Origin of the sequence: Actinomarinicola tropica (assembly GCF_009650215.1) — a bacterium.
Taxonomy (GTDB): Bacteria; Actinomycetota; Acidimicrobiia; order Acidimicrobiales; family SKKL01; genus Actinomarinicola; species Actinomarinicola tropica.
Genome location: NZ_CP045851.1, coordinates 604,588 through 628,250, shown reverse-complemented (window position 1 = coordinate 628,250; position 23,663 = coordinate 604,588). Strand labels below are relative to the sequence as shown.

The window sequence follows — 23,663 nt, the reverse complement described above, 5'->3', positions numbered from 1 at the left end:
GATGTCAGACCCCAGCACCACAGCCCATGACGACGCCGCCCGCTCGGTGATCCCGACGGGCGGCACGTGCGCGATCCGACAGGTCGCCGTGAGCGGGTTCCGCACCGTCGTCGCAACCGAGCTGCGCCTCGGCGCGGTGACCGCCCTCGTCGGCGAAGCTGCCGCCGGTAAGTCCAACCTTCTCGCCGCCATCGCTCTGCTCGACGAGAGCGGCACCGCGCCGACGCCGGAGGACGCCGACATCAGCGGCGTGATCACCGTCGAGGCCATCACCACCGCAGGCCGGGTCGCCGTCCGTTACGAGGACGGCACCGCGACACGGCACGGCGGCTGGCCGATCGTTGTCCTGCCCAGCGCACAGCGCGCCACCACGATCGTGCCACCCGCGGCGCACGCGGGCGCGGACGTCGCCGCGGTCGCCGACGCCATCCGTGAGCAGGCGGGCTCCGGCGCCTCGCCCAGCAGCGGCGCGGGCAGGTTGGTCACCGCGCTGGAGCGCTGCTGCGAGCGTGACCTGTCCGGCGTGCTGCTGCTCATCGAGGAACCCGAGCTGTACCTGCGACCCCAGGCGCAACGCTACCTGTACCGCCTCCTCCACCAGTTCGCCGCCGGCGGCAACCAGGTCATCTACAGCACGCACGCCCCAGCGTTCCTGAACGTCGCCCGCCTCGAGGAACTCGCTGTTGTCACCCGTGACCTCAGCGTCGGCACGACGGCCCACCAGGCGGGGGCGTTGTCGGCCTCCGACGGCTTTCGGGCCATGAGCGAGTTCGACGCCGAACGCAGTGAGCTGTTCCTCGCCGACGTGGCCGTCCTGGTGGAGGGCCGCACCGAGAAGCTCGCACTCCCCCACGTCTTCCGCGCGCTTGGGATCGACATCGACCGCATCGGGATCTCCATCGTCGAATGCGGCGGGAAGGCGAACCTGCCGGTGTTCGTCAGGCTCTGCCGAGCCACCGGCGTACCGTTCGTTGTCGTCCACGACAGGGATGCGCCGCCCGATCGCCAACCGATCGCGTCGGAGCGTCGGCTCAATGAGCGGATTCGCACCCTGTCCGGCGGTGAGAACGTCGTTGAGCTTGCGCCTGACTTCGAAGCCGTTGTCGGGCTCCGGCGGCACAGCCACAAGCCCGAACAGGCGTGGCAGCACTTTCACGCCCTGACCGCCGAGGACGCCCCGGCGGATCTGCGCCGCGTGGTCGAGTTGACCATCGCGATGCGCGACCTCCTTGGGAGCAGCCATGACGCCGAACCCGCGCACCGCTGACGAAGACCTTCTGCACTGCCTGCACGCGGTCGGATCCGGCGACGGCGACGGCGAGCGCGTCGATCGGATCCGGCACGAGGTCGCCACTGGATTCGCAACCCTTGCGTCGATCGGGAAGGCGGTGTCGGTGTTCGGGTCGGCTCGGGTCGCCCACGACGACCCTCGCTACGAGCTGGCGCGCCGGGTCACCGCTGAGCTCGGACGAGCCGGCTTCGCCGTGATCACCGGCGGTGGGCCTGGACTGATGGAGGCAGCCAACCGAGGGGCGCGAGACGTTGGAGCGACGTCGGTCGGTCTCGGTGTCGAGCTGCCGCACGAACAGCACCTCAACAATCACCTCGACGTGGCCCTGACGTTCCGCTACTTCTTCGCCCGCAAGCTCATGTTCGTCCGATACGCCTCCGCCTTCGTCGTCATGCCTGGCGGATTCGGGACCCTCGACGAGCTCTTCGAGGCGTTGACCCTCGTCCAGACGGGAAAGATCCACGAGTTCCCTGTGGTCCTCGTCGGACATCACCACTGGGGCGGCCTGGTCAACTGGCTGGGCGAGGCGCTGGAGGCCAACGGCTTCACGGGCCCAGGCGATACAGACCTGCTCGTCGTCAGCGACGAGCCCGAGGAGATCGCGGCGCTCGTTCAGCGCTGCCATCTCCGCCAGATTGCTCGAGGTCCCCGATAGGCGACTCGGCGCGACGATGACCTGGAGTGCCCTGAACGCTGACCCAGAGCGACGCAAGCACGAGTACCACCCCGGTGGCCACCCAAGGGTCGGGGGACTCGTTGGTCAGCAGCACGCCGAAGCCGACGCCGAACACGGGCGTCAGGAAGGTCCACGCAGCGAGCGAGCCGAGCGGACAGCGCAGCGTCTCGGTGAACCACGCCCAATACGCCAGCGCCGTCCCGACCAGGGCCAGGAAAGCAAGGGACGCGACGAAGCGAACGGTCCAGTCGATCCGGGGCACGCCCTCAACCGCACCGGCCGCGGCGGCGAGAACGACACCACCGATGAGCAAGTGCCAGCCGGTGGCCTGGACGACGTCGATGCCGGCGAGTCGCCTGGACAGCAACGTCCCGGCCGTGATCGCGACCGCGGCGAGGATCGACAACGATGCACCGGACCCGCCGCCGCCGGGGACGGTGACGACGAGCAGCCCGACGAATCCGACGAAGAGCGCTGCGCCCGACTGGGCGCTCACGCGCTCGCCGTAGAGCCACCACGCCGGCAGCAGGATCAGCAGCGGCTGGGCGTTGGCAAGAACCGCCGCAGCGCCGGTGGCGAGGCCGTCGACGCCGGCGAACATCGCCGCGAAGGCAATGCTGGCGTTCGTGATCGCCAAGAGGGTGATCAGCCTCCAGGCCCGCCAGTCGGAGGGCTGTGGTCGGTGTTGCACCCGCGCGACGACGATGAGCGCCACTCCGGCTACGAGCGCTCGCAGCGCGGCGAACCACAGCACTGGTGCATCCCGCAGGCCCCATCGGATTGCGACGAAGCACGCACCCCACGCAGCGGTGATCCACAGCATCCGTCCAGGGTCCGGACGGCCGACCGGCAGAGCGCTCATGGCATCGGCGTGCCGACACTGGGCGGGCTCACCGGCCGGGCTCGACGGCGAAGCCTCGGGGCAAAGCGTGGCGTGGCGTCGGCGTAGCGGTGCCAATCGTCACCGAAGGCGGTGGCGACGACGTGCTCTTCGCGGATCGCCAATCTTCGGTAGATGCAGACGAGGATCGGGAACATCGCCAGCGTCGGGATCGTCGGCCACTGGAGCAAGAACCCGATCATGATGGCGAGGAATCCCACGTACTGGGGGTGTCGCACCCGGGCGTACAGGCCTGTGCTGGCAACCTCTCCCTGCTTGGTGGCGCGCAGCAGCACCGGCCAGGCCGCGGCGATCGCCCAGAACCCGCCCCCGATGAACACGTAGCTCGCCAAGTGAAACGGGCTGAGGTGCGGATCGCCGGTCCAGCCGATCAGCTCGCTCCACAGGTGGCCGCCGTCGTGGGTGAGGGTCAGGAAATCGAAGCGGCTCCCGAGCCAGCCTGACAGCAGGTAGATCGTGAGCGGAAACCCGTACATCTCCACCATGAGCGCGACCACGAACGCCGAGAAGCCGCCCATGACCTTCCAATCCCGACCCGTTCGGGGCCGAAAGAAGCTGGCTGCGAAGAGGACGAACACCGCAGAGTTCACGACCACCAGCAACCACAGCCCATAGCCGTAACCGGACATCGTCCACCTCCGAGGTCGTGTGCTGCCATCAGGCCACACGCGCCGGCTCGCGCCATCCGGGCCTCCGACGGAGCGCACTACGGGCAGCTACGGAAGAGAGCGCGCTGCCCGTCGGCGCGCGCAATGGACCCGACGTTGGGGGCGCTTCGCGGATGAGCGGGGTGTGAGGGTCCCTGACGCGTAGCAGGGGCCCTGCGAACTTGGCGATGTCTGACGTCGTCGAGTCCGAGGTGCCCCTGCTGTGTTCAACGCTACGCGCGCGTGCGAGCTTCTTGTCGGTCTTGGCGCTGTGAAGGTCCTCGAGGTGGTCGAGCCGCTGGTCGGCCGGCTCGAGATCACCGTCGAGTCGATCGTGGACGCGCCGGTCTGTCCGAACTGCGGGGAGCGGGCGTGGGTCAAGGACCGGCCGGTGGTCGAGCTGGTCGATCTCACCTGCTTCGGCCGCCCGGTGACGTTGCGGTGGCGCAAGCACCGGTTCTGCTGTCCGAGGCGGTGGTGCCGGCAGGGGTCGTGGACCCATGAGGACCCGCGGATCGCCGCGCCGCGGTTGTCGGTGACCGACCGGGCTGGGCGGTGGGCGACCCGCCAGGTCGGCCGCAACGGCCGGGCCGTGTCCGATGTCGCGGCTGAGCTCGGCGCGGACTGGCACGCGATCAACGACGCCGTGATCGCCTACGGGACCGCGCTGCTCGACGCCGACCAGACACGGGTCGGCGCGGTGGCGGCGCTCGGGGTCGATGAGGTGCTGTTCGCCCGGCTGGGTCGATGGCGGACCCAGGCGTGGTCGACCTCGATCACCGATGTCACCTCGGGCCAGCTGCTCGACGTGATCGAAGGGCGCTCCTCGGCGGGGCTGTGCGCGTGGTTGGCGGCCATGCCCGTCACATGGCGTGACGCGATCGCCTGGGCGGTGCTGGACCTGTCGGGGCCGTGGCGCCTCGCGTTCGACACGATGCTGCCCGACGCCGGCCAGGTCGCCGACCCGTTCCATCTCATCAAGCTCGCCAACCAGCGCCTCGACGAGGTCCGCCGCCGCGTCCAGCAGGACACCCTGGGGCATCGGGGCCGCAAGGACGACCCGCTCTACCGATCCAGGCGGCTGTTGACCCGAGCCGACGAACGCCTCGACGACAAGGGCAGAGAGAAGCTGTTGGGACTGCTCGACGCCGGTGACCCCCGAGGCGAGGTCCGCACCGCGTGGCACGCCAAGGAGACCGTGCGCGGCATCTACGACATCGACGACCCCACCGTCGCTGCCGAGTTCATCGATCGGCTCGGCCACGACCTCCAAGACGAGTCCTGCCCGCCCGAGGTCCGCCAGCTCGGCCGCACCATCACCAAGTGGCGCCACCAGATCGCCGCCTGGCACCGGGCTCGCGTGTCCAACGGGCCGACCGAGGCGATCAACAACCTCATCAAGAGGGTCAAGCGGGTGGCCTTCGGGTTCCGCCGCTTCGCCCACTACCGCGTCCGCGCCCTGCTCTACGCCGGCCGCCCCAACTGGGCGCTACTCGCCACCGTCACTCCCCGCTGAAACGCGAAGCGCCACGTTGGGGTGCTCGTCGCCGTCACGTGCGGATCGGCCACACCCACGGCAGTCGTCACTCCGCGCAGGCGAGGGCCCTTCACCACGAGGGTCGTCACTCCACGATGAGAGTGCCCTCCATGCCGGCCTCGCGGTGTCCGGCCACCGTGCAGTAGTAGGTGTAGCGCCCGGGCTCGTCGGCGGTGAAGCCTCCCTCGGCGGTTTCACCCCGGTCGGCGGCCACGTGGGCGTCGAGCTCGTCGATGGTCAGGTCGTGGAGGATGTCGGTCGAGGTCAACACGATGGCGATGTCCTCGCCGGCGGCGACGCGGATCTCAGCCGGGTCGAAGGCAAACGAGTCGGCGGTCACCTCGATGCGCCGCGAGTCGGCGGCGATGTCGCTGGACTCGTTGTGGCCGCCCTCGTCGTGGCCGTCGTCGCCAGTTTCCATCATCTCTTCGTCGGTTTGGTCGCCAGTGTCGCCGCCCTGGTCGGACTGGTCGTCATCGGAGCCGCAGCCGGCTAGGAGCAGACCGAGAGCGAACAGAACAGTGGCAAGTGCTGCGAAGCGCTTCATCAATTCCCTTCCTGCGGACATCGTGTGCCCGACGGTAGTACGACATTCTGTAGGAGACGACTCGGTCGGCTCGACGCTGTGTCGATGTGTGCCGACATGTGGGCGATGTGCAGTGACATCGACGCCGGTCACCAGACCTTCGTCTCGGTGCGGCGGTGAATTGCCGGGCCCAACGGGGCGATGTCAGCCATGGCCATTCGGCGGCGTGTCGCAGTGGGCTCCGGCGGAGCTGCGCCGGACGACGACGAGGGCGACGGCGAGGACGACGCCGGCGCCGATGAGCCAAGGACTGGCGCCGGCGAACCCGGCGAAGCCGGCGCCACCGATGATGAGGGCGAGGGGGATGGCCAGGCAGCAGCCGAGCATCATGGCCCACATCATCCGGCTGTCCATCTGGTGCCCGCCGGACGGGCCGGGATCCGGTCCGTGGGTCTGCTGGTCGGTCGCAGCGGGGTCGGTGGTGGGCATTGGTTTGCTCCTGGTTGCTGGTGGGATCGGTGGCATCATCGGAGGTGGTCGAGTCGTTCGCGATACTCCTCGGCGGAGAGCTCGCCGCTGGCGTAGCGCTCCTCGAGGATCTCTTTGGCCCGCGACGGGGGCGGTCCTCGCGGGAACGACCGAGACGAGCGGGTGTCGTGGCGGCACGACGCGGTGAGGGCGGGCATGGTTCGTGGTGGCGGCCGAGCGCACCACGCATCGCCGGCTCAACCCGTCGGCGACGTGGTCGCGGCTCAGCCAGCCTCCGGCGCCGTTGGTGAGGGCCACTCTGAGACGGCTGGTCCTTGGGCATACCGCCATGGTCTCCGGACCAGGCGCCGTTCGCATCGGCGCGAACTACGGACTCCCGCCTGCGGTCACCTACCGAGACGTTCGACCACTCGTCGTCGCCGCACTTCGCCACTGAGGTCTCCGTCACGGTCCCCGGCGCCAGCTTCGGGCCGGACATCTGGGCGCTCTTCGTCCTCGCCAGCGTGTCGACCGCGCTCGCATGGTGCTCGGGCCGCTGCGCCCGACATCCAGTCGGGCCCAGATCTCCGCCTCGATCCCTCGAAGGAGGTGCGCCGCTACTCCGAGGGCACGACCCGGCGTCCGGCAGCTGCAGGGCGGCAGGTCTGCATCGTTTCACCAGCCCGGCCACGATCACCGGACGAGCATGCCGCCGGTCAGCCATCTGGCACAGCCGGCTCGGTGGGGCCCACACTCCGGGAGGCCGCTGCGACGAGGGCCGCGGTGGCCACGAGGAGAACGGCGATGGACGTCTGGTGCTGGCGGGTCATGCCATCGCCGACGTGCGGCAGCCACACGGAACCGAGCGACCGCACGGCCGCGACGATGGCCGCCGCAGTCGCGACCACGACCGTGGGCCGGACACGATCCTGTAGTCGGTGCACGATCACCGCACCGGCGAGGGTGGCTGCCGCCATCAGCCACCCGACCGGCAGCATCGTGGTCTGCAGCCCGGGTGGGCGCAGCCCCACCGGCGACACCGGGCCGAGGCATCCGTCGCGGAACACACAGGTCGCCTCGTAGGCCGCATAGCCGACGAGTGCGAGGGGGGCGAGCGCGGCCAGGCGCTCGAGTGGTGACCGGTGGGCACGGTTCGCCTGCCAGGCCACCACGCCCGCGGCCGCGGCAACCCCGGGCCAGAACTCGACCCCGCTGCGGATCACCAACATGTCCGACAGGCTCCCGATCGAGTTCGGGTCGTCGAGGGCGAGGGTCACCAGCCTGCCCGTCACCAGGCCGACCAGGAGTGGGACGGTCACGTCGTCGAGGAAGTTCGAGCCCCAGTCGTCGTATGAGGCCCATCGGATGGCGAGCAGTGCCGGAGCTCCGATGGCCGCGATCAAGGAGACGACGAGGCCGAAGTCGATCACCGCAGCGCGTCCTCGATCAGGCCGGCGAGTCGTTGCTCGGAGATGCCACCGTTGACCCGGGCGCGGAGCTGCCCGTCGGCACCGAACACGTAGGTCGTCGGGTAGGCGGTGAGTCCGAGCGCGACGCGGATCTGGCCGGACTCGTCGAACACGTTGGGGTACGTGATGCCCAGCTCATCGAGGAAGCGCTCCGCTTCTTCCGGGTCATCCTTGGACGCGACACCGAGGATCACCACCTCGGACCCGTACGATCGGGCCGCCTCGTCGAGCAGGGGCATCTCCGTGCGACACGGCGCACACCAGGAGGCCCAGATGTTCACCACCACCGGGCGACCCTGCTGACCTACCAGCATCCCCTCGAACTGCTCGAGCGACACCGCCGGGAAGTCCCTGTCGGCGGGCAGTTCGACCGGCTCACCCGAGGCCACGAACTCGGGAAGGGCCGGCTGGCGCAGCGCCGTCCACCCCAACCAACCAGCGACGACCACCACCACGACGACCACTGCGACTCGTCGCCGCCCACTGGTCGAGCTCGTTGTTGCTGGCGCCACGGAGGCCATTGTGCCCTACGCTGATCCTGTGTACTACATCGCGTCGTTGTTCGACGCCGAGGAGAGCCCCCGATGATCAGCGCCCCCGTCGCGCTCGCCTTCACCGCAGGCATGGTCGCCACGTTCAACCCTTGCGGCTTCTCACTGCTCCCCGCCTACCTCGGCGCCTTCGTCGCCGGCGACGCCACTGAACTGCGGGCCGACCAGCGCGTCATGCGGGCCGTCGGCGTGGCCGCCGCCGTGTCGCTTGGCTTCGTCGTCGTGTTCGCCACCGCCGGATTGGTCATCGACCAGCTCACCAGCGCAACCCGCCAACGCCTCCCCTGGGTCACCATCATCATCGGTGCGGCCCTCGTCCTCGCCGGCATCGCCATGGTCCTCGGCTGGAAGCCATCGATCGCCGTGCGGGGCCCCGACCTGGCCTCGGGTCGACGAGGGATCGCGGCCATGACCGCCTACGGCGCAACGTTCGCCATCGCGTCGCTGTCCTGCACGATCGGCCCGTTCCTCGCGGTCACCGGCGTCGCACTCTCCCAGTCGACCACCCTGGGGATCGCCACCCACGTCGCATACGCCCTCGGCATGGGAACCATCATCCTCGCGATCAGCGTTTTCGCCGCCCTCGCCCACACCACACTCATCCAGGCCATGCGCAAGCTCACCCGGGTGATGACACGCCTCGGCGGCGCGCTCATGATCGCCGCCGGCGGCTACGCCATCTGGTACGGCAGATGGGAACTCGGCGTCTACGCCGGCGACCTCGACGCCGACCCGATCATCGACACGATCGAGGACCTCCGCCTCCGCATCGTCGAGAACATCGAAACCATCGGTGCCGGACGCATCGCACTGGCGGTGGTCCTGTCAGCCGGCCTTGCCGTGGCCGCCGTCCGCTGGAACCGTGCTGCCGGCCGGCACCCAGACCCAGACCGGAGTGTTCCCAGTGCCTAGAAGAACTCGTCTTGCTGTGACGGCATTCCTCGTCCTCGTGCTTGCGGCGTGCGGAGATTCCGAGGGTTCCACTGCGGGCTCCGGCACCGAGCAAGCCGACGAAGGCGAGCTGGTCCACGTGCACGACGTGCTCGTCGGCGCTGGTGGATCACCGGTGTACCTGGCCGCACACACCGGCCTCTACGAGCTGCGCGACGGCGAGGTCGTCGCACGTAGCGACCACTTCGACGACCTCATGGCGGCGGCCATCGAGCCCGACGGAACCCTGATTGCCTCCGGGCACCCCGACCTGTCCACCGAGAACCTGCGCATCGCGGGCAAGCCGCCTCTGCTCGGCCTTGTCGAGAGCGATGACGGATCTACATGGACGCCCCGTTCACTCCTCGGCGATGCCGACTTCCATGCTCTCGTCGTCACCGAAGGGAGACTGTATGGAGCCGACTCGACCTCGGCGCGAGTGATGGTCAGTGACGACGGCGGCCACACCTGGGAGCCAAGTGCTGGCGACGCCCAGCTCCTCGACCTCGCCATCAACCCCGCCGACCCGGACCAGATGGTGGGCGTCGACCTCGATCGAGGTCTGGCCGTCAGCGACGACGGAGGCGACAGCTGGGCGCCCATGGCGGGTGCCCCCAACTTGGTCGACCTCGAGTGGACCTCCAGTGCGCTCGTCGCCATCGACGCCGAAGGGGCGATCCTGAGGAGTACCGACGCCGGCCTCACGTGGACACCGGCCGCCACGCTGCCGGGTGCGGAGGCATTGGGCAGCGACGGCACCGACGTGTACGCCTACGCCGCACCGACCGCCCTGCACCGCTCGGGCGACGACGGGGAATCGTGGAGCGAGGTCACCCCGTAGGCGCACTGTTCTCATGTGACTCTCTTGAGCTCATACCTTCCACTCGGGAGGACGTTGACTCCGTCGGCAGTGTGATCGTGATGGCTGCGCCCGCCAGCTCCCGTTCTTGGCCATCACGGGCCGCCGTGGGCGGCGAGTTCGCTGGCCACGGCCAGACCGATGGCGCTGCCCAAGGCGTCTGCGGCTCGCCGCCCTCAGTACAACCAGTCGAAGATCTGGGGGAGGCCGCTGGGTCGATGCCGAGGCCGGTGTCCGAGACCTCGAACAAGCGGCACTGACCAACCTGCACAACAGCGCATCAGAGCACCCGCCGTCCCAGCGGCCACAGGCCGGACCGCCGGATGAGGCGGTGGATGATGCTCGGCTACTGCATGACTTTCCCCTCGCCTTCGTCGGCGGTGTGGCCGCCCCTCGCGCCGACGATCCCTTCACGCCGGAGTTCGATCCGTCATGGCCGGACGCACCCACTGATCCGGACACCGGGCATCACACACGCCGGTGGGCGAAACCAGCGGCTCCGGGTCCTGGCCGCCAGGCGGCCTTGCGGAGTGACGGTCGGGAGGCCTCCGTGTCGCTCGGTCACGGCGGGGTGTGGCTCGGGTGGGCGGGGTCGGATCCGCCTTCAACGGTCGGGGATTCGGTGCGAGTGGCGGGATCAAGACTGGATCCTGGCACGGGCGCGTCGGAGAGGTCGGACGCTGTGGCCTTCAGGAACATGCCGATCGCCAGGAACGCCAATACGTAGGCGATCACGGTTGCTGGACGCCGCCAGTTGCGACGTGGCCGGAAGATCGGTCGCGGTCTCGGCCGTATGCGGAGGGCATGGGACCGCTTCATGGGCTTTCGCTTCATCACGAGCTCCCCGATGTACGACAACGTGTCGTACCATAGGACGTTGTTGGGAACCTTCGCGTCCTCGCCGTGCGGGTTGCTCCGGACGGCCGCCACGAGGTCCCTCCTCTCCGACGCAGATCCCTGATCGGGGATGTCCACCAAGCCGGTTGGGTCCCAGAGCGTTTCGGTGGTGGTAGCGCCGACCATGGCATCGGGTAGGTGAAGAACTGGGCCGAGGTTGCCGACCCGGACGATCGTGAACTGGCTACGGGCCGGCGGCGTCGTCCGCGGCGGATGCCAGAAGCAGGGCCGTCAGCTCTCTAAGGTCGTCGAGCGACGCAGCGAGCGCCTCACGAAACCCCCTTCCCATAGCGGTAGGAACCCATCCGTCCCTCCCGTCGCCGCCGAACGAGTCCGCCGGTCCGCAACGCGAATCCTCGCTGGTGTCGAGGGCGACGCGCAGGCCAGCCAGGGAACTCGCTTCGCCAGCCGGAAGCCCGCCGCTGCGGACCTAACCGACCCGATCGGAGTCAACGGGATGGTTGTGATCACTCACCCGTCCGGGTTCGTCCGGACGGCCGCACGGGTAGACGGGTGGGGCGTGGGCTCACCCCGTGACAGGAGACCGCAAATGGCCACCGCGAAGGACATGCTCGAGACCTATCCACGAAGCTTCAACGTCGACGCAGACACACTGGCCAGCGCGATCGACGCGCTGATCGAGTGCGGGAGCACCTGCACCCAGTGCGCCGACGCCTGCCTGTCAGAGGACGATGTGGCGGCCATGGCCAAGTGCATCCGACTCAACCTCGACTGCGCGGACATCTGCGCCACGACCAGCCGAGTCCTCGGCCGCCAGACCGAGTACGACGCCAACGTCACCCGATCCTTGCTCGAAGCGTGCGTGGCCGCGTGCAAGAGCTGCGGTGACGAGTGCCAGAGCCACAGCGAACACATGAGGCACTGCGCCATCTGCGCGGAGAGTTGCCGCCGATGCGAGAGCGCCTGCCAGGAACTGCTCGGCGCGATGGCCTGATGTGGCTGCGGACGTCGGAGGCCCTCTCCGCCGGCAAGGCGCCAAAGCGGCCCATCTGGTTGGGTCGTGGAGCGCGTGTCCCCCCTCCACGATGAACGTGGGAGACGGGTTCGGTGAGGGTCCACCGGCCTCCATGAGTCTCCTGCTGCTTGAAGTCCAAAGACGGGGCGGGGGAGACGTCAGCGACGGTGGTGTGGGGCGTGTGGGGCCCGGGGCCGGGCCATGGACCCGCCGATGACGGTCCGCGACGCTCGCTTGGGCGATCGGCCGGTCTTGGCGCGGTGGCGCAAGCGGATGGGGTGCCCCCGGATGTCGCCTGCGCCCTGAAGACCTGGACCGAGACCGCTGAGCTCGCCGAGCGTCGCCGGGTGCTGCCGAGCAGTGGGCGACGAACCGGGGTCGCCGCGCTGGAGGGCACCTCGGCGTCGAGCGCCCCTGCCGCGATCTCTGCCCGCACCTCGTCAACTACGTTGCGTCGTAGATGCCTTGTCGTGTGCTCGGATTCCTAGGGCGAGTGCTCATCGCCAGCGGTGTGCTCGTCCTGTTGTTCGTCGTCTACCAGCTCTGGGGGACGTCGCTCGTCGAAACCCGCGCCCAGGACTCACTCGAGGACGACTTCGCAACGGTCCTCGCCGCAGCCGAACCGCCACCCCCGGAGAGCGAACCGAGCCCGGCAGCGACTGCCCCGACAACCAGTACGTCCACGTCCGCACCGGAATCGCTGCTGCCTCAGGAGGGGAGCGCTGTCGCCCGGTTGGAGATCCCCGCCATCGGGGTGGACAAGATCGTCGTGGAAGGCGTGAGCCAGCGAGATCTGCGGCGCGGGCCAGGCCACTACCCGGGGACTCCGCTGCCGGGCCAGGCCGGCAACGCTGCCATCGCCGGCCACCGGACGACCTACGGAGCCCCCTTCTACCGGCTCGACGAGCTCGAGCCCGGCGACGTGATCCGGGTCACCACACGCGAGGGGGAGTTCGAGTACAAGGTGACCGGCAACGAGGTGGTCGCACCCACGCGAGTCGACGTGCTCGACGACTTCGGGGACGACCGTCTCACCCTCACGACCTGCAACCCCCGCTACTCGGCGGCTCAACGCCTGATCGTCACTGCCCGTCTCGACCGACCGCCGGCCGGCTCGACCGACGCCGACGATCGCCCGATTCCGCCGGTAGCCACGCCGGCTGCGACGGCGACGCCCGAGGCCCTCACAGCTGGTTCGGAAATCGGAGGGTCGCTCGACGACAGCTCCGCAGCCCTGTTCCCAGCCCTGCTCTGGGGGTTTGCCACCGCCGGCACAGCCGGGGTGATCTGGCTGGCCGGACGCAAGTGGCGGCGCGGGACGGCGTACGCGCTCGGCGTCGTCCCCTTCCTGATCGTGCTGTTCGTGTTCTTCGAGAACCTGAACCGACTCCTCCCGCCCAGCGTCTGACTGCGCAACACCCGAGACTCGAAGGAGAACCCCTTGTCGCCCCATCCCCAGAGCAAGAAGGCGAAGGCGGCCAAGGCCAAACGGGCTAAGGCACGCACCACGCAAGAGCCGGACAAGCCAGCATCCATGCACGAAGCTCGCCTCGAGCGCCAGATCGAGCAGCGGCGCCATCAAGCGCGTAAGGGGCGTCTGCGCCGCATCCGCAACACCGCCCTGGGAGTGGTCGCCCTCGGCGTGGTCGCCGGGGGCGGGTGGCTGGCCTTCCGGCCCGACCCAGAGCTCGCCGGGGTCGCCCGTCCATCCAATCGCGGTGGCGGCCACGTGGCGGCCGCAGACTACGACTCGCCGACCCCGACCAGCGGGGCCCACGACGCGCGGGCGCCACGGTGTGGCACCTACCGGGAACCGCTCAATCCGGCAATGGCCGTACATGGCCTCGAACATGGCGCGGTCGTCCTCTGGTACGACGCAGCGCGACCCGAGCTGGCCGACGAGCTCATCGACGCGACCGACGAGTGGGACACCCACGTCATCATCTCCGCCAATACGGGCATTGACCGACCAGTCGTGGCAACGGCATGGGGGCGGATCAAGGCCTACGACGCCGCCGACCCAGAGATCACCGAGTTCGTACGCACATACCGGCAGCGCGGCCCCGAACGCCTAACCTGCGATCGCTGAACTATCGACGTTCCAGCGTGCTGCAACAAGCTGGGGATTGCACTTTACGGCCGGATCACCGCCCACCACGCGAGCACAAGGGCCGCAACGACGAAGTGCCCGGGCATCGTGAAGGGTCACGAGGTGTGAGCCGCTTGGAGCTGGTTGCCACGCGCGGGAGATCACAACACGACTCCAATTTTTCTACGTCGTGTCGCTGTTGCGGCATCGGGTACCGTAGGCGGCCATGTCGGGACGGAAGTTGCGCTCGGGCGAGCTCGAGAACCAAGTGCTAGAGGTGCTCTGGGCGGCCGGCGAACCAATGACCCCTGGCGCGGTGCACGAGGTGGTGGCGGCCGATCGCGCCCTCGCGTACACCACGGTGATGACGATCCTCACTCGGTTGTGGGAGAAGGACGAGCTGACCCGCCGCAAGGACGGTCGCGCCTACGCCTACGAGCCGGTCGTCGGGCGCGATCAGCGGGTCGCCCAGCGCATGCGGGCGGTCCTGGGCGCCGCCGAGGACCACACGCTCGCCCTCAACGCGTTCGCGGATTCGCTTCCCGATGAGCAGCGCGCTGCCCTCCGCAAGGCACTCGGCAGTAGGGGTCCCCAACGATGACCCTGGTCGTCTCGCTCGGGGGCCTCGGCCTGCTCCTACTCCCGTGGCTGCTGCGGCGCCGCCTCGCCCAGCTCTCCCCCGCCGAGTGGACCCGCGCGACATCCGTGAGCCTCCGGATCGGGCTCGGGTTGGTGCAGTTCGGTCTCCTCGCCACCGCCGCACCGACGGTGCTGGGTGGTGTCGGCGCACACAAACTTGCCGACACCTGCAATCAGATCCTCGGGCCACCCGCACCCGGCGGTGACCTCACCGGCTGGGCCAGCCTCGGCGTGCTCGGTTGGGTGCTGCTCACGCGCTGGCACGCCCGCCGCCACGTCCGTCAGGTCACCGACACCACGCGGATCGAGGCCTGGCTGGGGAGCCACACCCGGGCCGATGGATTCGATCTGGCTGTCATCCCCGCAACCCGGCCGTTGGCCTACTCCGTGCCCGGCCCCAACCCCCAGATCGTCCTGTCCGAAGGCCTGCACGATGCCATGACCGCCGAGGAACTGGCAGCAGTGATCCGCCACGAAACCAGCCACCTGCGCCGCCGCCACCACCGCGAACTCGTGCTCGCCTGCGAGATCGAGGCCGTCTTCGCCCGCATCCCCGCCCTCGCGCGTGCGACCAGCGTGCTACGCCTCGCCGTGGAGCGCTGCGCCGACGAGGACGCCATCACCCGCCCCGAGGACCGCCACGACGTCCGGAGTGCTCTGACCAAGGCTGCGGAGTCCATCGCCGGCGCGGTCGCCGCGTTCACCCCAGCCGACACGATCCTGGCCCGCCTCGCCGCCCTCGATCACCCGCAGTCGATCAACTCGACCAGGCGCGCCCAGACGGTGGCAATGATCGGCGCGCCGGTAACCATCGGCGTCGCCGCAGCCGCCACCTGGACGCTCACGTCGCACCACCTCCTGCTCGGACTCCTGAGCTTCTGCCTCGACTAGAGCGGTGAACCCCTCCGCTCTCCTCGTCGGGTTGGGCGAGACCGATGGCGATGACCGATCCGAAGACTAGGGCGAGCGCCACGACGACCTGCGGGGCTTCAGGCTCCCCCCTCCTTGTACTGGTCACGTCGAGCGGCGACGAGATGGGCCGCTGCTGCCTCGATGTCGCGACCGCACCGATGACCCGTCAGCGCGGCCATCACGCAGACAGCGAGGCACGTGATCACCAGAAGCCCGGCAGCGACGCCCACACCGAGGGATCCGATACCAGCAAGCCACAGCACGACGACCAGACCTGCGGCAGCTGCGATGCCGACCAGCTCGCCTCGCCCGCCACGTGGCCGCGAGTCACGCTCGACAGCGCCGTGCGGTGGGTGCGGGTTCCGGTCATGGGGTGACGGTCGCGCCGACACCCCTGCGCTGCATCCGCTTCGACCACCGATCCGTGCTGCGGGGGACTATGGACCGAGACAGCCGCCTGTGGTGAGACGTATCCGAATGTCTCCGACATCCTGTCGCAGAACACTACTGCTGGCGGCTGCGCCGAACCGCGGTCGAGATCTCACCAGGCGCGTTTTCGGTAGCTCACATGTCCATCGTGCCGTCGGGTCGGGTGTGGGAGGCCATGAACAGCCGCTCGCCCAGCACGACGAGCACGATGCCGGCGACCGCCACCCACAGGCCGAGCGGATCGGCCGACGCCTTGACCCACACGAGTGCGCCGAGCACGACGACATCGAGGAGGATCGCACCTACCACGATGGCGCGGCGGTGCTCGACGCGATCACGTAAGTGCCGCAGGAGTCCCCAGTGGATGGCGATGTCCATGATCAGGTAGTAGATGGCGCCCAAGACGGCGATCCGACGTAGGTCCAGCGTCGCTGCCAGGGCGACGGCGAAGATGACGGTGTACGCGGTGGTGTGGGCCCGCACCGTGCCGGGGATGCCGAAGTGCCGGTGGGGGACCTGGGTCATGTGGGTGAGCATCGCCAGCATCCGGGACGCCGCGAAGATGCTGGCCATCACTCCCGAGGCCGTCGCCACGAGGGCCAGTGCGACGGTGAAGCTCACCCCACCGTCACCGAACGCTGGACGAGCCGCCTCGGCGAGCGAGTAGTCCTCGGCGTCCACGATCTCGGCCACATCGAGGTTCCCCGCCACCGCCGCGGCGATGGTCAGGTACACCACGGTGCAGATCGCCAGCGCGATCACGATCGCCCGTCCTGTGTTGCGGTGCGGGTCCACGAGCTCGCCGCCGCTGTTGGTGATCGTCGTGAAGCCCTTGTAGGCGAGGATCGCCAGCGCGACCGCGGCCAGGAAGCCTTCCGGCGACGCCGTGTACTCGCCGCCGGTGCCGCTGGTGAACTCGGCCGCCGACGCGTACCACAGCCCAGCGACTGCGAACGCGCCGAGGCCGACGATCTTGACCGCCGCCATGACCCGCTGCGCGGCCTGCATCGCGCGGTTGCCGGCGACGTTCACGCCAAACGCGGCAACGAGCAACGCGACCGCGAACGCGGGCACCCAGAACGACACCGGTTCGAGGTCGACGACCTGGAGTAAATACGCGCCGAACGTCCTGGCCACGAGTGCTTCGTTGATCACCATCGACACGTACATGAACATGGCGAACACGCCCATCGCCGTCCCGGGTCCGTACTCCTCGCGCAGGAACATGGCGACCCCACCCGACGACGGGAACGCGTTCGACAACTTCACATACGAGTACGCGCTCGCAGCCACCACCCCGGCTGCCGCGACGAACGCGAGCGGGAACCAGTCGCCCGCCAGCCGAGCTGTCTGCCCGGTCAGCGCGAAGATCCCGGCACCGATCATCACCCCCGTGCCGAGCGCGACCGCCCCCGACAACGTCAGACTCCCGGGTACATCCTCCGGGGCGCTGTCGTCAGCGGCGGTCATCTGGTCCACGACGATTCTCCTCCGAAGCACCCTTGCGGTTAGACAGGGCGGTCGTCCCTGTGCTGAGCGACCGCCGCCCTCGCGTCGATGCCCTCAAGGTCTTCTGGCACGTTGCCGACACTACGACAAAGCGTCGTACGATCGCCCCTGTCGACTGCGTACGACAGCACCAGATGGAGGCACAGTCAGATGACGTTCATCGTCGCAGCAGGACTCATGGTGGTGTGCGCAGGAGGCATCGGCCGACTCCTGTGGCTTCTCGAGGGCGAGCCGCACCTCGACCGGCCGGCGTGGTGGCCGGAGGGACGATCGAACCCCCGGACGACCAACGACGGGGAAACGCTGCCCAACTCGATTGAGTGTCACCCCGCCGGCTCGGGTTCGCGACTCGCGGCCGTCGGCGCGTGCGCCGCCTGCTGTGGCGTCCCAGTACTGTTGGTGGTCGGGCTCGCCGTCTCCGGCGTCGTGGCCACCGTGAGCCTCACCGGAGCGCTCCTGCTGCTTGTCGGATTAGCAGCCTGGCGTCTCACGGCTGCACGTCGTGTCACCTCGAGCTACCACAGCTCCTCGCGAGCCGGAACCACCGCGGCATCGTGCTGTACGACCGCGGAGGGGAGCACGCGAGGTGGGGAAGTGGTCTCGGCCGACCGCCACGGCTGAATCGCGCTCACGGGGACTGGTGCTATGGGCCATCCTGGCACTTGTCCCGACAGAGCTGGCGATGGGTCAGGCTCGAGCTTCACCCTGGCTGTCAACGCGGTGATGCTCCAGCGCCTGCGCCTTCCGGCCGCGCCGCTAGAGGAGCCAGCCGGGGCCGATGCGCAGCCGACGCCCATGTCCGCGTGAGGGAGCCGCGGCGTAGTCCAGACTGGCAACCGGCCCGAGCCGGGGCGGATGCTGTGGGTGACCCGTTGGCCGTTGCGCGGGTCGCTTCGTTCGGGAGCTGCGTGCCGAAGGGTCGCCCGGACGGGGCAGCGTCGCGTCGGTGAAGGGCGCAATCGGCTCACGTCGTCGCCGGCAGGAACGTCTTGGTGATCCCGAGCGAGGCGTCGGTCTTGGCGACCGACGCGGCCCCGTCCGGTTCGATGCCGGTGAGCGCCCGGATGCAGTCGATGGTCTCGGGCACGACGATCGCCTCGTTGTGCACCTGGAAGGTGAGGTACACCTCGCGGCCGTCGCTGGCGAGCGCGTCCTCCCACACCGCCACCTCCCACATATCGCCCCGGGGCCGGTCGAGGTCGCGCATCAGCTCGATCACCGAGTTCAGCGCCACCAGGCCGTCGGCGGCGCGGACGAAGGCGACGCGGGGCTCGTCCCACAAGGCGTCGCGCAGCTCGTCGAGGCTGACGGGGCGGGTCGTCTCCACCATGGCGAAGTGGATGTGGCTCAGGTTGTAGGGGCCGGCGCCGGCCAGGGTGGTGATGTCGAGGTCGGGGATCACCGTCTGGGCGTCGGGGCCCTGGTGGCTGGGAACCCTGATCTCCGGGACGACCGTGTTGATCATCCCGTTGGCATGCGACTCCCACGGGTCGGTCCCCCGCCGCAGCAGCACCGCCCGCGCCCGGCGCACCCAGCCGCGCCGGTGCAGGGCGTGCATGGTGCGGCTCAACGCCGTCGTGTTGCACGACACCACCCGGGCGAAGTCTCGGTTCAGCGCGCCGGTGTAGTTCACCTGGGCGCAGAACGAGTAGCCGGTCAGCTCGTGCTTCTCGCCTCCCTGCCAGATGCCCTTCACCCCCGCGGCCTGGTAGCGGTCCTTGTTGGCCGCCGCCAGCTTCTTCGGGGCGCAGTCGGCCACCACGTCGACCCGGCCGAGCAGATCGTCCAGCGTGCCCGCCACCGAGATGCCGGCCGCGTCCATCTCGTCGCCCGCCGCGGGGTCCGACGCGAACACCGCATGGCCGCGCTCCACCGCCACACGGATGCGGTAGTCGGACGCCACGTCGGCCACGCCGACCAGCTCCATGTCGTCTTGCAGCGCCACCGCGTCGGCGACCCGTTTGCCGATCACGCCGTAGCCGTTGACCGCAACCCGCACCTTCGCACCGGACATCGCATCCTCCTGTGGTTCGATCAACGCTCGGCGTGCCGGCATTTCGGCGACAACCGCACTGAGCGGGCACAGTCCGCGCGCTCCTGCGACAGACTGTAGGAGACGGGTGTCCTACCCGCCGGCAGCGGAAGGACGAACGCATGCCAGCACCCCATGCTCACGACCACCACCACGCCCACGGTGGTGGCGGCCGTGACGGCGCCATCGCGACCGCCGTCCTCGAGGTCAGCGGCCTCCACTGGGCCAGCGAGAAGGCCGTGGTCGAGGCCACGCTCGGGCGCATCGCCGGCGTATCGGCTGTCGACGCCAACCCCGCCGCCCAAACGGCGACGGTCACCTACGACCCGACAGTCACGAACGTCGCGGAACTTCGGGGTTGGGTCGAGCGGTGCGGCTATCACTGCGCCGGCCAGTCGGTGCCCGACCACCTCTGCGACCCTATGGAGGAGCCCGCAGCCGACGGCCACGCCGGCCAGGAGCCAGCCGAAGCAGCGGTGCGCTCGCCGCACGAGACGATGGGCCACGGCGGCCACGGCGGCGCGTCGATGGCCGAGATGGTGGCCGACATGCGCCGACGCTTCCTCGTCGCCGCGGTGTTCTCGGTCCCCATTCTCCTGTGGTCACCGATCGGCCGGGACGTCCTCAACTTCGACGCGGCCGCGCCGTTCGGCATGCGCGACGACGTGTTCATGCTGGTGTTGAGCCTGCCGGTGATCTTCTGGTCGGCGTGGATCTTCTTCGACGGCGCGTGGCGGGCGCTGCGGGCGCGGACGCTGGACATGATGGTCCTCGTCGCCGTGGCGGTCGGTGCCGGCTGGCTGTACTCGCTGTGGGTGACCCTCACCGGCGGCGGCGAGGTCTTCTACGAAGCGGCCACGGTGCTCTCCGCGTTTGTGCTGCTCGGCCACTGGTTCGAGATGCGCGCCCGCGGCGGCGCCAACGACGCCATCCGGGCGCTGCTCGACCTGGCCCCGCCGATGGCAACGGTGATCCGCGACGGCGAGACCGTCGAGGTGCCGACCGCCGACGTGCAGGTCGGCGACCTGCTGCTGGTGCGACCGGGCGCCAAGGTCGCCGTCGACGGAGTCGTCGAGGAAGGTGAGACCGAGCTCGACGAGTCGATGGTCACCGGCGAGAGCCTCCCCGTGTACAAGGGCCCGGGCGACCCGGTGATCGGGGCGACGCTCAACACCACCGGCACGGTGCGGGTGCGGGCCACCAAGATCGGCTCCGAAACCGCACTGGCCCAGATCGTCAAGCTCGTCCAAGAGGCCCAGAACTCCAAGGCCCCCGGGCAGCGCCTCGCCGACAAGGCCGCGTTCTGGCTGGTGTTCGTCGCCCTCATCGGCGGCACCGGCACCTTCTTCGTGTGGAGCGTGCTGGCCGACCGGCCGGTGAGCGAGGCGATCCTGTTCGCCATCACCGTCGTGGTCGTCACCTGCCCCAACGCCCTCGGACTCGCCACCCCCACCGCGGTCATGGTCGGCACCGGCCTCGGCGCCGGGCGGGGCGTGCTGTTCGAGAACGCCATGGCCCTCGAGACCGCAGCCCGCATCGACACCGTCGTCATGGACAAGACCGGCACCCTCACCAAGGGCGAACCCGAGGTCACCGACGTCATCGCCACCGTCATCGACGAGAACCGTCTCCTCGCCCTCGTCGCCGCCGTCGAATGCGAGTCCGAGCACCCCCTCGCCCAAGCCATCGTCACCGAAGCCGAACGGCGAGGCGCCGACGTCCTGCCGGCACAGGACTTCGACAGCGTCCCCGGCCACGGCGCCCTCGCCACCGTCGACGGCCACCGCGTCGTCGTCGGCAACCGCCGCCTGATGGAACGCGAAGGCGTCGACCTCGACGGGCTCGCCGCTCGCCGCACCCAGCTTGCCGAAGGCGGCCGCACCGCGGTGGTCGTCGCCGTCGACGGCCGCGCCGCGGGCCTCATCGGCATGGCCGACGCCCCCAGAGAGACCGCCGGCGCGGCGGTCGCCGAGCTACGACGAATCGGCACCGAGGTCGTCATGCTCACCGGCGACAACGAGGCCACCGCCCGCCGCATCGCCTCCCTGCTCGGCGTGACGACAGTCATCGCCGACGTCCTCCCCGGCGACAAGTCCACCAAGGTCGCCGAACTGCAAGCCCAAGGGCCGCAAGGTCGCCATGGTCGGCGACGGTGTCAACGACGCGCCCGCCTTCGCCCAAGCCGACATCGGCATCGCCATCGGCGCGGGCACCGACGTCGCCATCGAGACCGCCGATGTGGTGCTCATGCGCAGCGACCCCCTCGACGTCCCCACCGCCATCGAGATCGGCCGGGGCACGCTGCGCAAGATGCGCCAGAACTTGGGCTGGGCCGTCGGCTACAACGTCATCGCCCTGCCCATCGCCGCGGGCGTGTTCGAGCCCGCGTTCGGGCTGGTGCTGCGCCCCGAGATCGCCGCCCTGTCGATGTCGGGGTCGAGCTTCATCGTCGCCGTCAACGCCGTCATGCTCAAACGCCTCCGCCTCCCGTCGATCGCCGACGCCGCGGCCACGACGCTGGCCCCCGAGGCAGTACCGGCGACGACCCCCGTTCGCTGACTTGACCCTGTGGCTGCGCCGAACGACCACGGCATCGCGCCACCGCTGGGACGGCGAGGCGCCGGCCGGCCCGCCGCCGCTGCGCATGCTGTGGATCACCGCCGCGTGGGGGGCCTGCTTCGTCGCCATCCGCTGGGGCCTACGAGACGCGCCGGTGCTCTGGTTCGCCACCCTGCGATCGCTCGTCGCCGGGGCCGCGCTGGTCGCGCTCGCCACCGCGCAGCGCCGGCCGCTGCCGACCGGCGTCCGCGCCTGGCGGCTGATCGGCCTGCTGGCCCTCACCAACGCCGGCATCGCGTTCGCCGCCATGTTCGCCGGGGTCGCCGGCCTCGCCACCGGCACCGCCGCCGTCCTGGCCAACGCCCAGCCGCTGCTGATCCTGCTCCCCGCGTGGTGGCTCTACGGCGAGCGGCTCACCGTGCGCACCGCCGTGGGGCTCACCGTCGGGTTCGCCGGCCTCCTCGTCGTGGCCGTCCCGGCCGGCGGCGGAACCGGCGCCTGGCTGTCGATCCTCGCCGCTGCCGCCATCACCGCCGGAACGCTCCTCGCCCGCCGCCTCACCGGCGCCGACCTCGTCCAGACCGCGGGCTGGCACTTCGTCATCGGCGGCGCCGGCCTCGCCGTCGTGGCCGGCGCCGTCGAGGGCCTCCCCCGCATCGACTGGACCCCACGGTTTCTCCTCGTCCTCGGCTTCCTGGCGCTCGTCGGCACGGCGCTGGCCTACTGGGCCTGGTTCGTCGAGACCCTCCGCTCGCCGCTCGGCCGCCTCGCCGCCTGGACGTTCCTCACCCCCGTGTTCGGCGTCGCCTTCGCGTTCCTGGCCACCGCCGAGCGCCCCGGCGGCTGGACCGCGGCCGGGCTCGTCCTCGTCCTCGGGTCGCTGTGGGTCGTGCTCCGCGGATCGGATCCCAGCAGCCACCCCACGGAGCGACCGGCCGGGAGGGACTGATGGTGCACGACCGGCCCGAGGACACGCCGTCGGGGGCGAGCCACACCGTGCTGATCCGGCCCCTCGTCGACTTTCTCCGCTTGGAGGCGGCCGGGGGGATCGTCCTCATCGGAGCGACGCCGCTGGCTCTGCTGTGGGCGAACTCCCCGTGGCAGGACACCTACGAGGAGCTGTGGGAGACGTCGTTCACCGTCGTCCTCGGCAACCACGGGCTCGACCTCAGCCTCCGCGAGTGGATCAACGACGGGTTGATGGCCATCTTCTTCCTCGTCGTGGGCCTGGAAGTCAAACGCGAGCTCGTCGAAGGCGAGCTGCGGACCGCGAGCCGGGCGGCGCTGCCCGCGGTCGCCGCGCTCGGCGGCATGGTGGTGCCGGCGCTCATCTACGCCGCGGTGAACGCCGGCACGGACGGCATGCGCGGGTGGGCCATTCCCACCGCCACCGACATCGCCATGGCCGTCGGCGTGCTCAGCTTGTTCGGCAGCCGGATCCCGTCGGCCCTCAAGGTGTTCCTGCTGGCGCTCGCCATCGCCGACGACATCGGCGCGATCCTCATCATCGCCGTCTTCTACGCCGACGGCATCCAGCTCGACGCGCTCGCCACCGCCGCGGTCCTGCTCCTGGCCGCCGCCGCCCTCCGGCGCCTCGGGGTGCGCGCCGTCACCGCCTACGTCGCCCTCGGCGCCGCCGTGTGGCTCGCCCTCCACCAATCCGGCGTCAACCCCACCCTGGCCGGCGTCGTGTTCGGGCTCCTGACACCGGCGCGCCCCGCCAACGGGAGCTGATCGACACCGACGCCCTCGCCGACATCTCCACC

The 23,663-nt window shown here is 69.8% G+C and carries 22 protein-coding genes and 1 pseudogene; 14 read left to right on the top strand and 9 right to left on the bottom strand.

Annotated features, from left to right (window positions below; all coding sequences use genetic code 11):
* Position 1 precedes the first annotated feature (1 nt).
* Together GH723_RS03165 and GH723_RS03160 are read left to right on the top strand one after the other, a co-directional pair.
* Entirely contained in the window at positions 2 to 1,267 is a 1,266-nt protein-coding gene (locus tag GH723_RS03165) for an ATP-dependent nuclease (RefSeq protein WP_153758286.1), read from the top strand.
* Positions 1,242 to 1,946 carry an LOG family protein gene (locus GH723_RS03160; protein WP_153758285.1) on the top strand — a complete coding sequence of 235 codons (705 nt, stop codon included), beginning with the start codon at positions 1,242 to 1,244 and terminating at the stop codon, positions 1,944 to 1,946. Before GH723_RS03165 ends, GH723_RS03160 begins: the two co-directional genes overlap by 26 nt.
* Here GH723_RS03160 and GH723_RS03155 read toward each other — a convergent pair.
* A complete protein-coding gene (locus tag GH723_RS03155; protein ID WP_229023005.1) occupies positions 1,870 to 2,790 on the bottom strand; it encodes a DMT family transporter in 921 nt (306 codons plus the stop codon). The two genes, GH723_RS03160 and GH723_RS03155, sit on opposite strands and share 77 nt — an antisense overlap.
* A gap of 35 nt (positions 2,791 to 2,825) precedes the next feature.
* Positions 2,826 to 3,497: a methyltransferase family protein gene (locus GH723_RS03150; protein WP_153758283.1), complete on the bottom strand. Its 672-nt coding sequence runs from the start codon at positions 3,495 to 3,497 to the stop codon at positions 2,826 to 2,828.
* A gap of 289 nt (positions 3,498 to 3,786) precedes the next feature.
* Between GH723_RS03150 and GH723_RS03145 the strand changes: the two genes are divergently transcribed.
* Positions 3,787 to 5,031: an ISL3 family transposase gene (locus GH723_RS03145; RefSeq protein ID WP_195210338.1), complete on the top strand. Its 1,245-nt coding sequence runs from the start codon at positions 3,787 to 3,789 to the stop codon at positions 5,029 to 5,031.
* Between the two features lie 106 nt (positions 5,032 to 5,137).
* Here GH723_RS03145 and GH723_RS03140 read toward each other — a convergent pair whose 3' ends face one another.
* From GH723_RS03140 to GH723_RS03120, 5 genes are all read right to left on the bottom strand, one after another.
* The gene (locus tag GH723_RS03140; protein ID WP_195210494.1) at positions 5,138 to 5,599 is read right to left on the bottom strand and encodes a cupredoxin domain-containing protein; all 462 of its coding nucleotides are present in this window, start codon (positions 5,597 to 5,599) and stop codon (positions 5,138 to 5,140) included.
* Between the two features lie 183 nt (positions 5,600 to 5,782).
* Positions 5,783 to 6,067, bottom strand: coding sequence for a hypothetical protein (locus GH723_RS03135; protein WP_153758280.1), 285 nt, complete (start codon positions 6,065 to 6,067; stop codon positions 5,783 to 5,785).
* Between the two features lie 35 nt (positions 6,068 to 6,102).
* Positions 6,103 to 6,264, bottom strand: coding sequence for an SHOCT domain-containing protein (locus tag GH723_RS03130; protein WP_153758279.1), 162 nt, complete (start codon positions 6,262 to 6,264; stop codon positions 6,103 to 6,105).
* Between the two features lie 498 nt (positions 6,265 to 6,762).
* Entirely contained in the window at positions 6,763 to 7,476 is a 714-nt protein-coding gene (locus tag GH723_RS03125; RefSeq protein WP_153758278.1) for a hypothetical protein, read from the bottom strand.
* The gene (locus tag GH723_RS03120; protein ID WP_195210493.1) at positions 7,473 to 8,027 is read right to left on the bottom strand and encodes a TlpA family protein disulfide reductase; all 555 of its coding nucleotides are present in this window, start codon (positions 8,025 to 8,027) and stop codon (positions 7,473 to 7,475) included. Before GH723_RS03120 ends, GH723_RS03125 begins: the two co-directional genes overlap by 4 nt.
* A gap of 72 nt (positions 8,028 to 8,099) precedes the next feature.
* Between GH723_RS03120 and GH723_RS03115 the strand changes: the two genes are divergently transcribed.
* From GH723_RS03115 to GH723_RS03080, 8 genes are all read left to right on the top strand, one after another.
* Positions 8,100 to 8,978: a cytochrome c biogenesis CcdA family protein gene (locus tag GH723_RS03115; RefSeq protein ID WP_153758276.1), complete on the top strand. Its 879-nt coding sequence runs from the start codon at positions 8,100 to 8,102 to the stop codon at positions 8,976 to 8,978.
* Between the two features lie 16 nt (positions 8,979 to 8,994).
* On the top strand, positions 8,995 to 9,837 hold the full coding sequence (locus tag GH723_RS03110; protein ID WP_153758275.1) for a beta propeller repeat protein: 843 nt from the start codon (positions 8,995 to 8,997) through the stop codon (positions 9,835 to 9,837).
* A gap of 1,465 nt (positions 9,838 to 11,302) precedes the next feature.
* The gene (locus GH723_RS03105) at positions 11,303 to 11,707 is read left to right on the top strand and encodes a four-helix bundle copper-binding protein (protein ID WP_153758274.1); all 405 of its coding nucleotides are present in this window, start codon (positions 11,303 to 11,305) and stop codon (positions 11,705 to 11,707) included.
* A gap of 481 nt (positions 11,708 to 12,188) precedes the next feature.
* Complete coding sequence (locus GH723_RS03100) at positions 12,189 to 13,136, top strand: class E sortase (RefSeq protein ID WP_153758273.1); 948 nt, start codon at positions 12,189 to 12,191, stop codon at positions 13,134 to 13,136.
* Between the two features lie 33 nt (positions 13,137 to 13,169).
* Positions 13,170 to 13,817, top strand: coding sequence for a DUF3105 domain-containing protein (locus GH723_RS03095; RefSeq protein WP_153758272.1), 648 nt, complete (start codon positions 13,170 to 13,172; stop codon positions 13,815 to 13,817).
* 226 nt (positions 13,818 to 14,043) lie between these two features.
* Positions 14,044 to 14,418, top strand: a complete 375-nt coding sequence (locus tag GH723_RS03090; RefSeq protein ID WP_153758271.1) for a BlaI/MecI/CopY family transcriptional regulator — start codon at positions 14,044 to 14,046, stop codon at positions 14,416 to 14,418.
* Positions 14,415 to 15,347, top strand: a complete 933-nt coding sequence (locus tag GH723_RS03085; protein ID WP_153758270.1) for a M56 family metallopeptidase — start codon at positions 14,415 to 14,417, stop codon at positions 15,345 to 15,347. The genes GH723_RS03090 and GH723_RS03085 overlap by 4 nt, the downstream gene beginning before the upstream one ends.
* A gap of 50 nt (positions 15,348 to 15,397) precedes the next feature.
* Complete coding sequence (locus GH723_RS03080) at positions 15,398 to 15,745, top strand: hypothetical protein (RefSeq protein ID WP_153758269.1); 348 nt, start codon at positions 15,398 to 15,400, stop codon at positions 15,743 to 15,745.
* Positions 15,746 to 15,932: 187 nt separating this feature from the next.
* Here GH723_RS03080 and GH723_RS03075 read toward each other — a convergent pair whose 3' ends face one another.
* Together GH723_RS03075 and GH723_RS03070 are read right to left on the bottom strand one after the other, a co-directional pair.
* Complete coding sequence (locus GH723_RS03075; RefSeq protein ID WP_153761050.1) at positions 15,933 to 17,267, bottom strand: APC family permease; 1,335 nt, start codon at positions 17,265 to 17,267, stop codon at positions 15,933 to 15,935.
* Between the two features lie 1,003 nt (positions 17,268 to 18,270).
* Complete coding sequence (locus GH723_RS03070; protein WP_153758268.1) at positions 18,271 to 19,320, bottom strand: type II glyceraldehyde-3-phosphate dehydrogenase; 1,050 nt, start codon at positions 19,318 to 19,320, stop codon at positions 18,271 to 18,273.
* Positions 19,321 to 19,460: 140 nt separating this feature from the next.
* Between GH723_RS03070 and GH723_RS03065 the strand changes: the two are divergent.
* The 3 genes and pseudogenes from GH723_RS03065 to nhaA all read left to right on the top strand — a co-directional run bounded on the left by GH723_RS03065 (position 19,461) and on the right by nhaA (position 23,631).
* Positions 19,461 to 21,897: pseudogene (locus GH723_RS03065) on the top strand (heavy metal translocating P-type ATPase).
* A gap of 1 nt (position 21,898) precedes the next feature.
* The gene (locus GH723_RS03060) at positions 21,899 to 22,846 is read left to right on the top strand and encodes a DMT family transporter (RefSeq protein WP_229023001.1); all 948 of its coding nucleotides are present in this window, start codon (positions 21,899 to 21,901) and stop codon (positions 22,844 to 22,846) included.
* Positions 22,846 to 23,631, top strand: coding sequence for a Na+/H+ antiporter NhaA (gene nhaA, locus GH723_RS19010; protein WP_153758267.1), 786 nt, complete (start codon positions 22,846 to 22,848; stop codon positions 23,629 to 23,631). Before GH723_RS03060 ends, nhaA begins: the two co-directional genes overlap by 1 nt.
* Positions 23,632 to 23,663: the final 32 nt, after the last annotated feature.